At 44.3% G+C, this 15,571-nt stretch carries 12 protein-coding genes; 8 read left to right on the top strand and 4 right to left on the bottom strand.

The annotated features are described in order from the left end of the window. Window positions 1-69 precede the first annotated feature (69 nt). The gene (gene asd / locus AACV12_RS03765) at window positions 70-1,200 is read left to right on the top strand and encodes an aspartate-semialdehyde dehydrogenase (protein WP_026028273.1); all 1,131 of its coding nucleotides are present in this window, start codon (window positions 70-72) and stop codon (window positions 1,198-1,200) included. A gap of 113 nt (window positions 1,201-1,313) precedes the next feature. On the opposite strand, the gene AACV12_RS03760 is transcribed toward asd, so the two are convergent. Further along, on the bottom strand, window positions 1,314-1,952 hold the full coding sequence (locus AACV12_RS03760) for a YchE family NAAT transporter (RefSeq protein ID WP_170899955.1): 639 nt from the start codon (window positions 1,950-1,952) through the stop codon (window positions 1,314-1,316). 629 nt (window positions 1,953-2,581) lie between these two features. On the opposite strand from AACV12_RS03760, the gene adhE reads away from it, so the two are divergent. Next, the gene (gene adhE, locus AACV12_RS03755; RefSeq protein ID WP_013856398.1) at window positions 2,582-5,254 is read left to right on the top strand and encodes a bifunctional acetaldehyde-CoA/alcohol dehydrogenase; all 2,673 of its coding nucleotides are present in this window, start codon (window positions 2,582-2,584) and stop codon (window positions 5,252-5,254) included. A 121-nt stretch (window positions 5,255-5,375) separates the two neighbouring features. Here the strand turns inward: adhE and AACV12_RS03750 are convergent, their stop codons facing one another. Together AACV12_RS03750 and rne are read right to left on the bottom strand one after the other, a co-directional pair. Next, window positions 5,376-6,251, bottom strand: coding sequence for a DMT family transporter (locus AACV12_RS03750; RefSeq protein ID WP_170899954.1), 876 nt, complete (start codon window positions 6,249-6,251; stop codon window positions 5,376-5,378). A 122-nt stretch (window positions 6,252-6,373) separates the two neighbouring features. Then, entirely contained in the window at window positions 6,374-9,460 is a 3,087-nt protein-coding gene (rne, locus tag AACV12_RS03745; protein WP_170899953.1) for a ribonuclease E, read from the bottom strand. A 615-nt stretch (window positions 9,461-10,075) separates the two neighbouring features. Between rne and rluC the strand changes: the two genes are divergently transcribed. Beyond that, window positions 10,076-11,023, top strand: coding sequence for a 23S rRNA pseudouridine(955/2504/2580) synthase RluC (gene rluC / locus AACV12_RS03740; protein WP_029189776.1), 948 nt, complete (start codon window positions 10,076-10,078; stop codon window positions 11,021-11,023). A gap of 106 nt (window positions 11,024-11,129) precedes the next feature. Here the strand turns inward: rluC and AACV12_RS03735 are convergent, their stop codons facing one another. After that, the gene (locus AACV12_RS03735) at window positions 11,130-11,714 is read right to left on the bottom strand and encodes a Maf family protein (protein ID WP_013856402.1); all 585 of its coding nucleotides are present in this window, start codon (window positions 11,712-11,714) and stop codon (window positions 11,130-11,132) included. A gap of 146 nt (window positions 11,715-11,860) precedes the next feature. On the opposite strand from AACV12_RS03735, the gene yceD reads away from it, so the two are divergent. The 5 genes from yceD (at window position 11,861) to fabD (ending at window position 15,567) form a co-directional block, all read left to right on the top strand. Continuing rightward, complete coding sequence (yceD, locus tag AACV12_RS03730; RefSeq protein ID WP_010319120.1) at window positions 11,861-12,385, top strand: 23S rRNA accumulation protein YceD; 525 nt, start codon at window positions 11,861-11,863, stop codon at window positions 12,383-12,385. A gap of 33 nt (window positions 12,386-12,418) precedes the next feature. Beyond that, window positions 12,419-12,589 carry a 50S ribosomal protein L32 gene (gene rpmF / locus AACV12_RS03725; protein ID WP_010319119.1) on the top strand — a complete coding sequence of 57 codons (171 nt, stop codon included), beginning with the start codon at window positions 12,419-12,421 and terminating at the stop codon, window positions 12,587-12,589. 9 nt (window positions 12,590-12,598) lie between these two features. Further along, complete coding sequence (gene plsX / locus AACV12_RS03720) at window positions 12,599-13,624, top strand: phosphate acyltransferase PlsX (protein ID WP_170899952.1); 1,026 nt, start codon at window positions 12,599-12,601, stop codon at window positions 13,622-13,624. A 5-nt stretch (window positions 13,625-13,629) separates the two neighbouring features. Beyond that, window positions 13,630-14,580 carry a beta-ketoacyl-ACP synthase III gene (locus tag AACV12_RS03715; protein ID WP_010319117.1) on the top strand — a complete coding sequence of 317 codons (951 nt, stop codon included), beginning with the start codon at window positions 13,630-13,632 and terminating at the stop codon, window positions 14,578-14,580. Window positions 14,581-14,643: 63 nt separating this feature from the next. Then, a complete protein-coding gene (fabD, locus tag AACV12_RS03710; RefSeq protein WP_013856404.1) occupies window positions 14,644-15,567 on the top strand; it encodes an ACP S-malonyltransferase in 924 nt (307 codons plus the stop codon). Window positions 15,568-15,571 lie beyond the last annotated feature (4 nt).

Here is a 15,571-nt window from a genome sequence, read left to right as displayed (position 1 = left end):
GATTTTATGCTGAACCACTTATAGATGGAGCAATAAATTTTCATTTTAGATACATGGAGAGTGAGCGCGATGAGAGTAGGTTTAGTGGGTTGGCGTGGTATGGTCGGTTCTGTACTGATGCAGCGTATGGTTGAAGAAAATGACTTTGACTTGATCGAACCGGTTTTCTTTAGCACATCTCAAATTGGTATTCCTGCCCCAACGGTGCCTTCTAAGAAAGGCAATCATCATACAGGGTTACTGCAAGATGCTTACGATATTGATAGCCTCAAACAATTAGATGCCATCATCACCTGTCAAGGTGGTAGCTACACTGAAAAAGTGTACCCAGCGCTGCGTCAAGCGGGTTGGAAAGGTTACTGGATTGATGCTGCATCTACCTTACGGATGGATAAACAATCAATCATCACTTTAGATCCGGTCAACTTGACACAAATTCAGCACGGCATCCATTCAGGAACCAATACCTTTGTGGGCGGTAACTGCACAGTCAGTTTAATGCTTATGGCATTAGGCGGCCTTTATGAGAAAGGTTTGGTCGAGTGGATGAGCGCAATGACCTACCAAGCAGCTTCGGGTGCTGGCGCTCAAAATATGCGCGAGTTGATCTCGCAAATGGGAGTAATTAACGATGCGGTGAGCTCTGAATTGGCTAATCCATCGAGCTCAATTCTTGATATTGACAGAAAAGTGGCTGAAACCATGCGATCACCTTCTTTTCCTACAGAGCAGTTTGGTGCACCACTAGCGGGTTCATTAATCCCTTGGATTGACGTCAAACGCGACAATGGTCAAAGCAAAGAAGAGTGGAAAGCGGGCGTTGAAGCTAATAAAATTCTGGGACTTCAATCGTCACCGATCCCGATTGATGGAACCTGTGTTCGTATTGGCGCAATGCGCTGCCACTCACAAGCATTAACCATCAAGCTGAAGAAAAATGTTCCGCTTGATGAAATCGAAGAGATGATCGCTACGCACAATGATTGGGTGAAAGTTATTCCAAACGAGCGCGATATTACCGCACGTGAATTGAGCCCTGCCAAAGTCACTGGCACCTTGTCAGTTCCCGTAGGACGTTTGCGTAAAATGTCTATGGGTGATGATTTCTTAAATGCGTTTACGGTGGGTGACCAATTATTGTGGGGAGCTGCTGAGCCGCTTCGCCGTACTTTGCGGATCATTCTGGCTGAAAAACAGTAAAGATGGATCTCGGTTTAAAACTACCTGAGTAAAAATACAAAAGGGGCGCTTTATGCAAAGCGCCCCTTTTTTTATGCTTTTTATCTGTAGTAACAGTGACGATGTTAACGCGGTTATGCAAGGCCAGGAAATAAATTTCTGAGCCCATTGGCAATAAACTCAATACCGAGTGAGCCTAGTATTAAACCCATGATCCGCGTAATCACGTTGATACCCGTTTGACCTAAGAAGCGGACAATATAGGGGGCTGAGCGAAACAGCAGCCAAGAGCTTAAACTAAATAACACCACAGTGATTATAATGCCCACGGTATCGAACATGCTTGGGTAGCGAGAGCCATACACTATGGTTGAACTGATGGCACCCGGTCCTGCCATTAAAGGCATGGCGAGTGGCACAACCCCAATTTGTTCACGGCTAATGTATTCAGATTTCTCTTGTTTGTTTTGTTTATCTTCACCCAATTTACCGCTCATCATCGAAAACGCGATGCTCAGCAGCAATAGGCCACCAGCTACTCGAAACGAATCTAAAGAGATACTAAACATATCCAGTAACATCTGCCCAGCAAGCAGTGCGGTAATCAAAATTATTGCCACAGCAATATTCGCTGTAGCCGCCGTTTTGTGTTTCTCTTCTTGCGTCATATGCCCAGTGAGAGAGACAAATATTGGCATAATCCCCACGGGGTTCACAGCGGCTACAAGGCCTAAGAAAAACTGCAGGAAAATGGCTAACTCAAAGGTTTGCATGGCATTTATCTCTAATGGATCATTTCGATGAAATATTACGTGGCTAATGTAAGCGAAAGCAAAGGATAGCACGAATGAAAAAAACTAAAGCGATTGGGGTTTTATTGCTGAGAAAAACTAATTCAATGAAGAAAACGTTTTACAATTGTTTTTCTAATGTATGTGAGTGGTGTTGTTTTTTGCTCAACTGTTAACATCTGCACATTTTTAATAAAATTAGTGCTCCTAGCTGGTGGTAAAAGTGAGAGTCGATATACTCTCAGTAGCACGTAAAATGAGGTGTGTTCATTCATCTATCGCTCAAAAATGAAACTTTTTTACAGATTGTTGTAGTTTTTATAGTTTTCGTTGTTTAAGTAAATGTTTTTTATTCATTTAATTATCTATATGTTTTTTGTTTGTTTTCAGTGTCTTGTAGGCGATTTTGTAGGGTGGTTACCCCTAATTGGGTAATTAGTTTTTGAGAACTGATCTGAGTCAATTTTTTTCACACTCTGAAATATTATACTCAGTCCTGAAAGCAATTTACTAAGTCTGTCATTGTTTAAGCTGTTGAGAAAAAACAAAAACACAAAGCTGCAAACTTAATAAAGAGTTTTTAACATTTTTCTATTTTTAGGAGATCCATTATGCCTGTAACTAATTTAGCTGAACTTGATGCTCTAGTAGCGCGCGTTAAAGCGGCTCAAGCAGAATTCTCTACTTACTCTCAAGAGCAAGTAGATAAAATTTTCCGCGCAGCATCATTAGCAGCTAACCAAGCTCGTATCCCTCTAGCGCAACAAGCGGTAGCGGAATCAGGCATGGGTATTGTTGAGGATAAAGTAATCAAGAACCACTTTGCGTCTGAGTTCATCTACAACAAATACAAAGACGAAAAAACGTGTGGCATTCTTGAAGAAGATAAAAACCTAGGCACGATGACTATCGCTGAGCCTGTAGGCATCATCTGCGGTATCGTTCCAACCACTAACCCTACTTCTACTGCAATCTTCAAATCTCTCATCTCTTTGAAGACTCGTAACGGTATCATCTTCTCGCCACACCCACGTGCGAAAAATTCAACTAACGATGCAGCTAAACTCGTGTTAGATGCCGCAGTTGCAGCTGGCGCGCCAAAAGATATCATCGGCTGGATTGATCAACCTTCAGTTGAGCTATCTAACGCGCTAATGAAGCACGAAGGTATTGCACTTATCCTTGCAACAGGTGGTCCTGGCATGGTGAAAGCAGCTTACTCGTCAGGTAAACCAGCAATCGGTGTAGGTGCAGGTAACGTTCCAGTTGTAATCGACGAAACGGCAGACATCAAACGTGCAGTTGCTTCTGTTCTTATGTCTAAAACATTCGATAACGGTGTGGTATGTGCTTCTGAGCAAGCGGTTATCGTTATGGACGAAGTGTATGACGAAGTAAAAGAACGTTTCGCGAGCCATAAAGCGCATGTTTTAAGTAAAGCAGACGCAGACAAAGTACGTAAGGTACTGCTTATCGATGGCGCACTAAACGCGAAAATCGTAGGCCAACCAGCAACAGCCATCGCTGAAATGGCGGGCGTTAAAGTTCCAGCAGATACTAAAATCCTTGTCGGTGAAGGTATTGGCGAAGTTTCTTATGACGATGAATTCGCACATGAAAAACTTTCTCCAACACTTGGCATGTTCCGTGCGACTTCTTTCGAGAACGCGGTAGAACAAGCCGTAAGAATGGTAGAAATCGGCGGTATCGGCCACACTTCTGGTCTATACACTAACCAAGACGTTAATGCAGACCGTATCCGTTACTTTGGTGACAAAATGAAGACGGCGCGTATTCTTGTAAACATCCCAACCACTCATGGTGGTATTGGTGACCTTTACAACTTTAACGTTGCACCATCTCTAACGCTAGGTTGTGGTTCTTGGGGTGGTAACTCAATTTCTGAGAACGTAGGTCCTAAGCACCTAATCAACAAGAAAACTGTTGCGAAGCGAGCTGAAAACATGTTGTGGCATAAACTACCTAAGTCAATTTACTTCCGTCGTGGTAGCCTTCCAATCGCTATGAGCGATCTTGAAGGCAAAAAACGCGCATTCCTAGTTACTGACCGTTTCCTATTCAACAACGGTTATGCAGACGACGTAGTGACTCTGCTGAAGTCAAACGGTATGGAAGTTCAAACATTCTTTGATGTAGAAGCTGATCCAACTCTATCTGTCGTAGAGAAAGGCGCTGAAGCAATGAAGAGTTTCCAACCAGACGTGATTCTAGCACTTGGTGGTGGTTCACCAATGGATGCGGCGAAGATCATGTGGGTTATGTATGAGCACCCAGAAACTCACTTTGAAGAGCTTGCAATGCGCTTTATGGATATCCGTAAACGTATCTACAAGTTCCCTAAAATGGGTCAAAAAGCAGAATTGGTTTGTATCACGACTACTTCAGGTACAGGTTCAGAAGTCACACCATTTGCCGTTGTAACAGACGACAAAACAGGTGCTAAATACCCACTAGCGGATTATGAGCTAACACCTAACATGGCTATCGTTGATGCGAACCTTGTGATGAATATGCCTAAGTCTCTAACGGCATTTGGTGGTTACGATGCTGTGACTCACGCTCTTGAAGCCTATGTATCTGTTCTTGCGAACGAATACTCTGATGGTCAAGCTCTACAAGCACTTAAGATGCTGAAAGAGTACCTACCATCAAGCTACAAAAATGGCGCAGCAGACCCAATTGCTCGTGAAAAAGTGCACAATGCAGCGACTATCGCAGGTATTGCTTTTGCTAACGCGTTCTTAGGTGTATGTCACTCTATGGCGCACAAGATCGGTGCTGAGTTCCACATCCCGCACGGCCTTGCTAACGCATTGCTTATCTCTAACGTTGTGCGCTATAACGCGAATGATAACCCAACCAAACAAACTGCGTTCTCTCAATACGACCGTCCACAAGCACGCCGTCGTTACGCTGAAGTGGCTGACCACTTAGGCTTGAGCCAAGCGGGCGACCGTACTGCTCAGAAGATTGAACGTCTACTGACTTGGTTGGAAGAGCTGAAGAAAGATCTCGACATCCCGCTATCTATCCAAGCGGCTGGCGTGAATGAAGCGGATTTCCTCGCAAAAGTTGACGTGCTATCAGTTGAAGCGTTTGATGACCAATGTACTGGTGCAAACCCACGCTACCCACTGATTTCTGAGCTAAAAGAAGTACTTCTTGCGGCTTACTATGGTACAGCGTTTGTTGAAGGTGAAACTTTCGAAGGCACTACCGTTATCAAGAAGAAAGATGACCAAAAGCCAGCAAAGAAAAAGTAAGCTGAGTTATTGAGAGATTTTCGCTAGCACGAAACAATCTCTATCGGGAAAAGATAAAGCCTCACCATCTGGTGAGGCTTTTTTTGATCGAGTAACTTCATCATCAAAGCGTGGATGGGATTTATCCCCACATGACTAAAATAGCGGCAATTGCGATTAGAACAAGCCCCAGCCCATCTTTAATTTTCACCGATTGTTTTAGCCAAAAAATAGAAATTAACATCGTAAAAAAGATCTCAATTTGGCCTAAAGTTTTTACATAAGGTACGGTTTGAAGAGACATTGCACTGAACCAACCAATAGAACCAAGACAGCTACTTGTGCTGGTTAATAGCGTTAGCTTAGGTCTTACCCATAATTGTTTTAATGAGTTGTTGTCGGTCACCATTAGGTAAATTAGCAGTAATAAAGTCTGCAGTGAAATGACCAACAATAATACCCAAGCAGCACTGTGTGGAAAGGGTAAGCCAAGTGCTAAGCTGGCTTCACGTACCCACAATGAAGTGAGTGCAAAGGCACTACCACAACTTAATCCCAGTAAAACAGTTGGCATTGAAAGCTGCTTAATATTGCCGTGCGTGCTCATCAAAAATACACCAATGCCACCAACGATGACGCCAATCCAGCCCAAGCCTGTCAAATGAGTCCCAAAAAAAATCATCCCTAAAATAGCGGCAACTAAGGCTTCGCTTTTGGCTAGCCCAGCACCTACAGCATAGTTATTTAATTTAAAAAGCTTAACCATGAGCGCTGTCGCGATGATTTGCATCAATGACGCGCCGATAATGAAAGCGATAAAGGTCAATGACAATGTAGGTAATTTCGCGGGTATGAAATGATACAAAGTGATGAGATACAGAGCCGCGATAGGGCCAGCCCAAAGAAAGCGGGCAAGGGTAACACCAGTAGTACTGACCTCAGTTGCTAAGCGACTTTGGAATGCATTGCGCCAAGATTGCATGAATGCGGCCAGAAGGGTGAATAAGATCCAAGTCATGGAAGTCCATTTTGAGTGACAAGAAAGAGGCAATGCTATGAGATGCAGAGATATTGGGCAAGCGGAATATAAAAAGGGCTGCGAATGCAGCCCTTTAATGGTATTTAAACTCGGTTCAGAGATTAATACTGTGGTTTAGTCATTGCTGCACCAGCTTGACTTTGCGCTGACTGGCTGCCTGCTGCACGAGTTGCAATTCGTTCAGCATGGAAAGGTGCTGATACGATTTCAATCTCTTTGAGCAACAAAGAGCCTGAGGCTTTGGTCATCGGAGAGAATGCATGCGCTTTGATTGTTTTAGGTAATACGGCTTCAGGTGCCTTAGTTACTGCTTCAACCTTCAATGCTGGTACTTTCTCTGTCGTGGCTTTTTCTTCGACAACGAGCTCAATAGCGGTAGTCTTTTCAATAACAACTTCTGCGATTACTGGCTCCGAAATAACGGCTTCTACAGTGACCGATTCTGTGACTGAAACCGATTCTGTTACCACTGCCGATGGTACTTGAGGTTCAATAGCGTCCTGCAAAGAGACCGTAACAGGTTCTTCAACGACGCTCTGGTTCTCTTCGTGGCGAATAATGACCTTACCCATTGCCATTTCAGGGAAAGCAAAACCACCTAACGTTATCTCGGTATTGTTATCTACGACATCTGCCACTTGCTGAACAGGTTCAACCGCTGCGACTTGCTCTGTTACTGGTGCTTGATACACAGGTTTAGAGAGGTCATAGCGAGGCATCACTTTACCCATTGCCATCTCAGGAGAGGCAACCCCACCTTTGCGTAAACGGAATGGGTTAGGGCGACGATCACGACCACGGCGTCGACGTTGACCACTGGCTCGTAAATGACGAGGGGAGCGGCGATTGCGACGTTGATTTTGATCGTCATTCTCATTGTCGTCGTTTGGTGTAACGACCGATGTCTCAACAGATTGTGCTGTTTCAGCTTTTACGGCTTCAATAACCTCTGCTGCCGGGGTTGTATTGATCAACATTTCAGCTTCTGGTTGTTCTTGAGCGATTGTCTGATCTTTTACGCGAACTTGTTTGTTTAACTTACGGCGTTGACGGCGTTCTTTGACTTTTGCCGTTTTCTCTTCCGTTTTATCTTCATTCGCTGTCAAGGTAACGGCTTGCGCTTCAGCCGCAAGTTGTAGCCCTTGCTCCGCTAACTTTTCAGATTTGCTGTCATCACGCTTGTTGCGGCGCTCTTGTTTTGGCTTGCGAGCTTGTGTCTTACGAGGCTCGTTGGTAGCAACAATTTCTTTGTCTTGTGTTTCTTCAACAAGAGCAGAGGTATTGACAGGTTTACGTTTGTTTCTGTCACGGTTTGCGTTGTCGCGATTAACATTTTCACCGCGTCCGTTACGACGACGTTGGTCATTTCGATCACGACGCTGGCGTGGTGCTTGGCTACGTTCGTTTTCTTGTTTTTGTTGCTCTTCCTCAGTTTTCACCTCTTCCGTGGTGGTTGAGAAGATGCTACCAAGAGCTTTAACGATGCGGCCAAATAGACCTGGTTTGCCTGGTTCAACAGCGATCTCTTTGACTGGAACCGCTACTTCTGCTTTAGGTGCTGGAGCTGGAATAGTTTGTGCTGGAGCAGCAAACCCTTTCAACGCTGGTTCTTCAATGCGTTTTGGTTTGAAATCGATATCTGAGCTTTCTTTACCTTCTGCTTCTTTCAGTGCTTCTAGTTTCATTGGCACTAAGTAAGAGAGTATTTCTTGCTCTTCCCCTTCACGGACACGGATCACTTCAAAATGAGGCGTTTCCATTTCAGAGTTAGGGACAATGGTGATCTCGACTTCTTGAATGCGTTCAATATGATTGATTGAGCGACGTTTTTCATTGAGTAGATAAGATGCAATAGGAACGGGAACCACCGCCATAACTTGAGCGGTATTATCTTTTAGTGCTTCTTCTTCAATGAGACGTAAAACAGAGAGCGCAAGAGATTCATTATCACGAACCACTCCGGTACCAGAGCAGCGTGGGCAGATATGGTGACTTGCTTCGGCAAGTGATGGGCTCAAGCGCTGACGCGACATTTCTAACAAGCCAAAACGTGAAATTCGGCCAATTTGTACGCGAGCACGATCTAGGCGTACGGCATCGCGTAAACGGTTTTCTACTTCACGTTGGTGACGAACAGGAGTCATATCGATGAAATCGATAACCACTAATCCGCCCAAATCGCGCAGACGTAATTGGCGAGCAATTTCATCGGCTGCTTCTAAGTTGGTGTTAAGCGCCGTCTCTTCAATATCGCCGCCTTTTGTTGCACGAGCAGAGTTGATATCAATTGAGGTCAATGCTTCGGTTGGGTCGATAACAATAGAGCCACCAGAAGGCAAACGCACTTCACGCTGGAAAGCCGATTCGATTTGGCTTTCAATTTGGTAATGGCTAAATAGGGGTACTTCACCGTCGTATTTTTTTACACGACTCACGAAGTCAGGACGCACCAAACGAATGTGCTCAAGGGCACGTTCATAAATTGTGTTGCTATCAATTAGAATTTCACCAATGTCACGACGCAGATAATCACGAATTGCGCGTACAATGACGTTGCTCTCTTGGTGAATAAGTAGCGGTGCAGGACGCAAATCTGAAGCCTGTTTGATTGCGCTCCAGTGATTGAGCAAAACGTTTAAGTCCCACTCTAGCTCTTCCGCACTTTTGCCCACACCTGCAGTGCGAACGATAAGGCCCATGCCTTGAGGAAGCTCTAAACTGCTCAATGCGGTTTTTAATTCGGTACGCTCATCGCCTTCGATACGGCGTGAAATACCACCGGCACGAGGATTGTTTGGCATAAGAACTAGGTAGCTACCAGCAAGAGAAATGAAAGTGGTCAACGCAGCGCCTTTGCTGCCTCGTTCTTCCTTTTCAACTTGGACAATAACTTCTTGGCCTTCTTTAAGCGCTTCTTTGATGTTTGGACGGCCTTGGTAAGTGTAGCCATCAGGGAAGTATTCGCGGGCAATTTCTTTGAGAGGAAGGAAACCGTGACGTTCAGCGCCGTAATCAACAAATGCAGCTTCTAAACTAGGTTCAACACGGGTGATACGTCCTTTATAGATGTTCGCCTTTTTAGATTCATGCCCTGGACTTTCGATGTCTAGATCAAAAAGTCGTTGGCCATCAACCAGCGCGACACGCAACTCTTCTTTTTGAGTTGCGTTAATTAGCATTCTTTTCATTTAAAAATCTCGTTATCTTTCTTTAGTTTTGATTATTGGACTTGTTGCTGGGTTTCGTTTTCACGGTGCCAGATCCCATGACTAAAAGGTGCAGCCTCCCGGCTGGAGGGGATGCTCTAGGGCACTTCAGTTATCGCACGCACACGATTGCCTGCGATCCGCGTATTGGCGGAAAATACTCAACATGAAATGACGATGAGTAGAGCAACAAGATAGCTTCGCTCAATAGTGTCTTACGCCATGTGCAGCACATTGACGCTTAGCAGTCTACTCACTATTTTGCTCAAAAATGGACGGTAAAGAATAAAAAATCACCGAATCATTCATTGCAGCTGTGAACTATAGCAGTGACAGGTAAACACAGCAATCTGCTTTGTTATGAACAGGTCAAAAAAATGAGAATAGGTCTAAAAGTTAGATGGCTAATTGAATGTTTATCAAAGAGTTTTAGTTGTTAAAGTAAGAATTGTAATGGGTAATATTTAATTTTATCCACAGTCACATTTCAATTGGTGTAATTCTCGCCAATTTGCCATTAAACAGCAGATGAAAATATTCTTTTTTGGGGCGAAGAAAATGTGAATTTAAACAATTTACAGTGGTACAATGGCGCCCATGAGTGAAATTAGAACCCAAGTCCAGCTCATCGATATCGATGAAGATATGGCTGGTCAACGCATTGACAATTTTTTGCGTAACCAATTAAAAAACGTTCCCAAAAGTATGGTTTACCGAATCCTGCGCAAAGGAGAGGTTCGTGTAAATAAAAAACGCATCAAAGCAGAATATAAGTTATCGGCTGGTGATGTGGTGAGAATACCACCAGTGACTCTCGAACAGTCGGATCAAGAGAGCAACACACCCAATACCAAATTGAGTAAAGTCGCCGAGCTAGAACACTGCATTATTTTTGAGGATGAGCACTTACTTATTCTGAATAAACCTTCCGGTACGGCTGTTCATGGTGGGAGTGGTTTGAAATTTGGCGCAATTGAAGCGCTGCGGGCATTGCGCCCAGAAGCTCGCTTTTTGGAATTGGTGCACCGTATCGATCGCGATACGTCGGGCATTTTATTAGTGGCTAAAAAACGCTCCGCGCTGCGCCATCTCCAAGCCCAGTTTAGAGAAAAAACGATTCAAAAATATTACTTTGCTTTAGTTATGGGGCAATGGAAAAGCAGCTGTAAAGTCGTGAATGCGCCACTATTGAAAAATGAAGTGAACAGCATTGTGCGAGTCAATCCAAACGGTAAAGCATCGGAAACGCGCTTTAAGATCCTTGAACAGTTTGCACAAGCAACTTTGGTGCAAGCCAGTCCGATCACTGGCCGTACTCATCAGATCCGCGTTCATACTCAGTATACAGGGCACCCGATTGCGTGGGATGATCGTTATGGTGACCGCCGTTTTGACGCATATACCGCACAGTTTGGCATTGACCGATTATTCTTACACGCGGCCAATATTCGTTTTATTCACCCTTCGACAGAGGCGTTAATGGACATTAATGCACCACTCGATACTCAACTAGAGCAAGCATTAGTCAAATTGAGAAACGCTTAAGGCCAGCTTTCATTCGTTAACGAGTAGCAACATAGTAGAAACATAAAGTAATGGTCGAAGTCATGGTATAAAAGTGAGCGCAGATCAAGGCGCTCACTTTTAATCATTATCCTAAAACGGTAATGCCTTGAGACTCAAGCATTGAGACTAGCTTAATTAATGGTAGCCCAACCAAACTATTAGGGTCATCACCTTCTAAACGTTCAAAAAGTGCAATGCCTAGGCCCTCACACATAAAGCTGCCTGCGCACTGTAGTGGCTGTTCTTTTGCCACGTAAGCCGTCACCATCTCGGTAGATAAAGAGCGAAAATGAACCGTGAAGGGTTCTATGGTGACCATGCATTGACCAGAGACTGAGTTGTAAACCGCAAGCCCAGTATAAAAAGTGATGGCTTTTCCACTTTGTCTGAGTAACTGCTTAATGGCTTGTTCTTGAGTATGAGGTTTGCCAATAATCTCACCGTCAATCACGCAAACTTGATCAGAACCGATGACTAAACTGGGTTGGTTTGGATGGTAAGATCTTGCTTTCGTTTCCGCTAAACGAGTCACCAGATCTTGTGCGGGCTCACCAGGTAACGGAGTTTCGTCGCAATTAGGCGAGCAGGTAACAAAAGGTAGATCCAGCTTTTTAAGTAATTGCTGCCGAAACGGCGAAGTAGATGCTAAAACTAGTTGGTAATTTTGCATTTTGATTTAGAATTGCTGCGAATTTTACCGCAGCATATATCAATCAGACATGCTGTACATAATTCTCTCAGTGGAAAGGGGAAAAAACGAACTTTTTTGCCTTTTTCTTTGACTAAAACCGATTTGGAAGATAATATTCGCGCCCTATGCAAAAGGTAAAAATACCGCGATCGATTGATCCGGCTAAAGCAGCTCAAAAACGACTTGATTGTGATGGTATCATCCAACTCAGTCTTTTTAAGCGTTTAGAAGAATCAGTCGCAGGCGTTAAACGCGACGCACAAGTCTCATTGTCATTTGGGCTTGATGAACAGCGACTAGTTGTTATCTCTGGTAAAGCTAACATCTCTGTCGATTTAGAGTGTCAACGCTGTAACAAGGTTTTCGCACATGAGTGCGAAGTCCAATTCAAGTATACTCCTTACTTGGGGAGTAAAACGGATGAAGACGCACCGGAAGAGTACGATTTGGTAGATCCGAATGAGTACGGTGAGATCGACCTTGTACAATTAGTTGAAGACGAGTTCATCATTAATTTGCCACAAGTAGCAATGCACGATAGAGCGGAATGTAGCGTTAATTCAGACAATTTAGTATTTGGTGAACTTCCAGAAGAACTAGCGGAAGAAAAGCCGAATCCATTTGATGTTTTAAAAAACTTAAAACGATAATTCGTTATAGGTTAAGACAAAGGAGTAGGGTCAATGGCCGTACAAAAGAGCAAAAAATCACGCGCACGTCGTGGCATGCGTCGTTCACATGATGCGCTAACTACATCTGCACTATCTGTAGATGCGACTTCAGGTGAAACTCACCTACGTCACAACATGACTGCTGACGGTTATTACCGTGGCAAAAAGGTTATCAGCAAGTAAGGTTGACCTTTGCAATATTTAACCGTTGCACTTGATGCAATGGGCGGGGATTTCGGTCCTCGCGTAACAGTGCCTGCCGCCGTGCAGGCACTGTCGCATTTCCCAGAGCTCAAAGTGATCCTCGTTGGTGATCAAGTTTTGATCACATATCAATTATCTCAATTAGGTTATGAACTTAATACTCGCTTGAGTATTTTGCACAGTGACCGCGTTATTTCTAACTCCGAAAAACCTTCTCTGGCCTTACGCAATAGTGCTGGAAGTTCAATGGGCATCGCAATTGACCTAGTTTCTGATAGCCGTGCTGATGCTTGTGTCAGTGGTGGTAATACAGGTGCGCTCATGGCGTTATCTCGTTTTCGTCTGAAATTGCTGCCCGGCATTGATCGTCCTGCATTAGTTTCAGCGTTGCCGACGGCTTCAGGTCAACGCACTTGGATGCTGGATTTGGGTGCGAACGTATCAAGTGATGCAGATTCTCTGTTTCAATTTGCTGTCATGGGGAGTGCGCTGGCCGAACAGCATTTAGGTCGTTCTGCAAAAGTTGCCATCCTTAATATTGGTGCGGAAGAGATTAAAGGGAATGATTTAGTGAAGCGTTGCGCTGAAATGCTGAATCAAACTCAGGCCGTCAACTATATCGGCTATATCGAAGGTAATCAGTTGTTGGATGATGTCGCTGATGTGATTGTTTGCGATGGTTTCGTCGGCAATGTTTGCCTGAAAGCATGTGAAGGCACAGCACAACTCTTTATTGATAAGTTAAAAAGCCAACTTTTGGGCTCATCCATAAAGGGTTGGATTGCACGAAAACTGTTTTCTTCATTATTTACTGAACTAAAAACATTGAACCCCGACCAGTATAACGGCGCAAGTTTGTTAGGATTGCGCGGCATTGTCATAAAAAGTCATGGAAGTGCTGATGTACTCGCCGTCGTGAATGCGATTTCCGAAGCGGTACACGAGGTCAAACGACAAGTCCCCAGCCGTATAAGCGATCGTTTGGAAGCGGTTTTACTCGAGAGGCATTATTAGTCTTCATGTATAGCAAAATTTTAGGTACTGGCAGCTACTTGCCATCTCAGGTGCGTACCAACGCAGATTTAGAGAAAATGGTAGAGACAAGCGATGAGTGGATTATTGCCCGTACTGGTATTCGTGAGCGCCGCATTTGCGCGGAGAATGAAACCGTTGCGGATATGGCTTTCTATGCAGCGCAAAATGCCATTCAAATGGCCGGCATTGATAAAAACGATATTGATCTGATTATTGTTGCAACAACCAGCAGTAGCCATGCATTTCCTTCGGCGGCATGCCAGGTGCAAGGTAAGCTTGGCATCAAAGGATGTCCTGCTTTTGATTTAGCGGCGGCTTGTTCAGGTTTTGTCTATGGATTATCGATTGCAGATCAACACATCAAATCGGGTATGTGTAAAAACATTCTTGTCATTGGTGCTGATGCCTTGTCTAAAACCTGCGATCCAACAGACCGCTCGACAATCATTTTATTTGGTGATGGCGCAGGCGCTGTCATTATTGGTGCAAGTGAAGAGCCAGGAATTTTGTCGACTCATATCTATTCTGATGGTGAGTTTGGCGAGCTCTTGAGTTTACCTGTTCCAGAGCGTGGTGGTGATGCTGATAAATGGCTTTATATGGCGGGTAATGAAGTCTTTAAAGTGGCAGTGACGCAACTCTCTAAGCTTGTTAAAGATACGCTTGCTGCCAATAACATGCACAAATCAGAATTAGATTGGTTAGTGCCTCATCAAGCTAACTATCGCATTATTTCCGCGACCGCGAAAAAACTATCGATGTCACTTGACCAAGTCGTAATAACGCTTGATCGCCATGGTAATACGTCTGCTGCTACCGTCCCAACCGCGCTCGATGAAGCCGTACGAGATGGTCGAATTCAACGTGGTCAAACGTTATTGCTTGAAGCCTTCGGTGGTGGTTTTACTTGGGGCTCGGCACTCGTTAAGTTTTAAGCGGATAGATTTTTATTTTAAGGGGTTGGTTCAACCTCTTGTTTTTACTTAAGGAAACAAACAATGAGCAAGTTTGCTATCGTATTTCCAGGTCAAGGCTCGCAATCAGTTGGTATGCTTGCAGAACTTGGTCAGCAGTATGATGTCATTCAACAGACATTTGCCGAAGCTTCTGAAGTGCTGGGTTATGATTTATGGGCATTGGTACAAAATGGCCCAGTAGAAGATCTTAACCAAACCTCTCGTACTCAACCGGCATTACTCGCTTCTTCTGTTGCCCTTTGGCGGTTATGGCAAAGCCTAGGTTTAGAGCAGCCAGCCTTGCTTGCTGGCCATAGCTTGGGTGAGTATTCCGCACTGGTGTGTGCAGGTGTAGTTGACTTTAAGCAAGCCATCAAATTAGTAGAGCTGCGCGGTCAGTTAATGCAAGAAGCCGTTCCGGCAGGCGTAGGTGCGATGTCGGCTATTATCGGTCTTGATGATGAGCTGATAGCAAAAGCGTGTGAAGAAGCAGCTCAAGGTGAAGTGGTTTCACCGGTTAACTTTAACTCGCCAGGCCAAGTTGTCATCGCAGGCAATAAAGATGCAGTTGAACGTGCGGGTCAGTTATGTAAAGAGGCCGGAGCAAAGCGTGCGCTGCCATTGCCAGTTTCTGTTCCTTCTCACTGTGCTTTAATGAAGCCAGCAGCAGACAAGTTAGCGGTTGCATTACAATCGATTGAATTTAATGCACCACAAATTCCGGTCATCAACAATGTGGATGTAATAGCAGAAATTGATCCGGCCAAAATTAAAGATGCGTTAGTTCGTCAACTATACAGCCCTGTTCGTTGGACGGAATGTGTACAGTTGATGAGTGAGCAAGGCATAGAAAAGCTGCTTGAAGTTGGCCCAGGCAAAGTTTTGACAGGCCTGACTAAGCGCATTATTAAATCGCTTGAATCAGCAGCAGTGAATGACATTGCTTCACTTGATGCCGTTAAGTAATCAA

Origin of the sequence: Vibrio sp. 2-2(8), assembly GCF_963888495.1 — a bacterium.
In the GTDB taxonomy this organism is placed as follows: Bacteria; Pseudomonadota; Gammaproteobacteria; order Enterobacterales; family Vibrionaceae; genus Vibrio; species Vibrio anguillarum.
This window is presented reverse-complemented; position numbering and strand designations above follow the sequence as displayed.

Coding starts and splice junctions, on each gene's coding strand:
- AACV12_RS03760 (WP_170899955.1), bottom strand. CDS start 1,952: ATGCAAACCTTTGAGTTAGCCATTTTCCTGCAGTTTTTCTTAGGCCTT.
- AACV12_RS03735 (WP_013856402.1), bottom strand. CDS start 11,714: ATGCAAAATTACCAACTAGTTTTAGCATCTACTTCGCCGTTTCGGCAG.
- fabD (WP_013856404.1), top strand. CDS start 14,644: ATGAGCAAGTTTGCTATCGTATTTCCAGGTCAAGGCTCGCAATCAGTT.
- rne (WP_170899953.1), bottom strand. CDS start 9,460: ATGAAAAGAATGCTAATTAACGCAACTCAAAAAGAAGAGTTGCGTGTC.
- adhE (WP_013856398.1), top strand. CDS start 2,582: ATGCCTGTAACTAATTTAGCTGAACTTGATGCTCTAGTAGCGCGCGTT.
- yceD (WP_010319120.1), top strand. CDS start 11,861: ATGCAAAAGGTAAAAATACCGCGATCGATTGATCCGGCTAAAGCAGCT.
- rluC (WP_029189776.1), top strand. CDS start 10,076: ATGAGTGAAATTAGAACCCAAGTCCAGCTCATCGATATCGATGAAGAT.
- rpmF (WP_010319119.1), top strand. CDS start 12,419: ATGGCCGTACAAAAGAGCAAAAAATCACGCGCACGTCGTGGCATGCGT.
- AACV12_RS03715 (WP_010319117.1), top strand. CDS start 13,630: ATGTATAGCAAAATTTTAGGTACTGGCAGCTACTTGCCATCTCAGGTG.
- AACV12_RS03750 (WP_170899954.1), bottom strand. CDS start 6,251: ATGACTTGGATCTTATTCACCCTTCTGGCCGCATTCATGCAATCTTGG.
- asd (WP_026028273.1), top strand. CDS start 70: ATGAGAGTAGGTTTAGTGGGTTGGCGTGGTATGGTCGGTTCTGTACTG.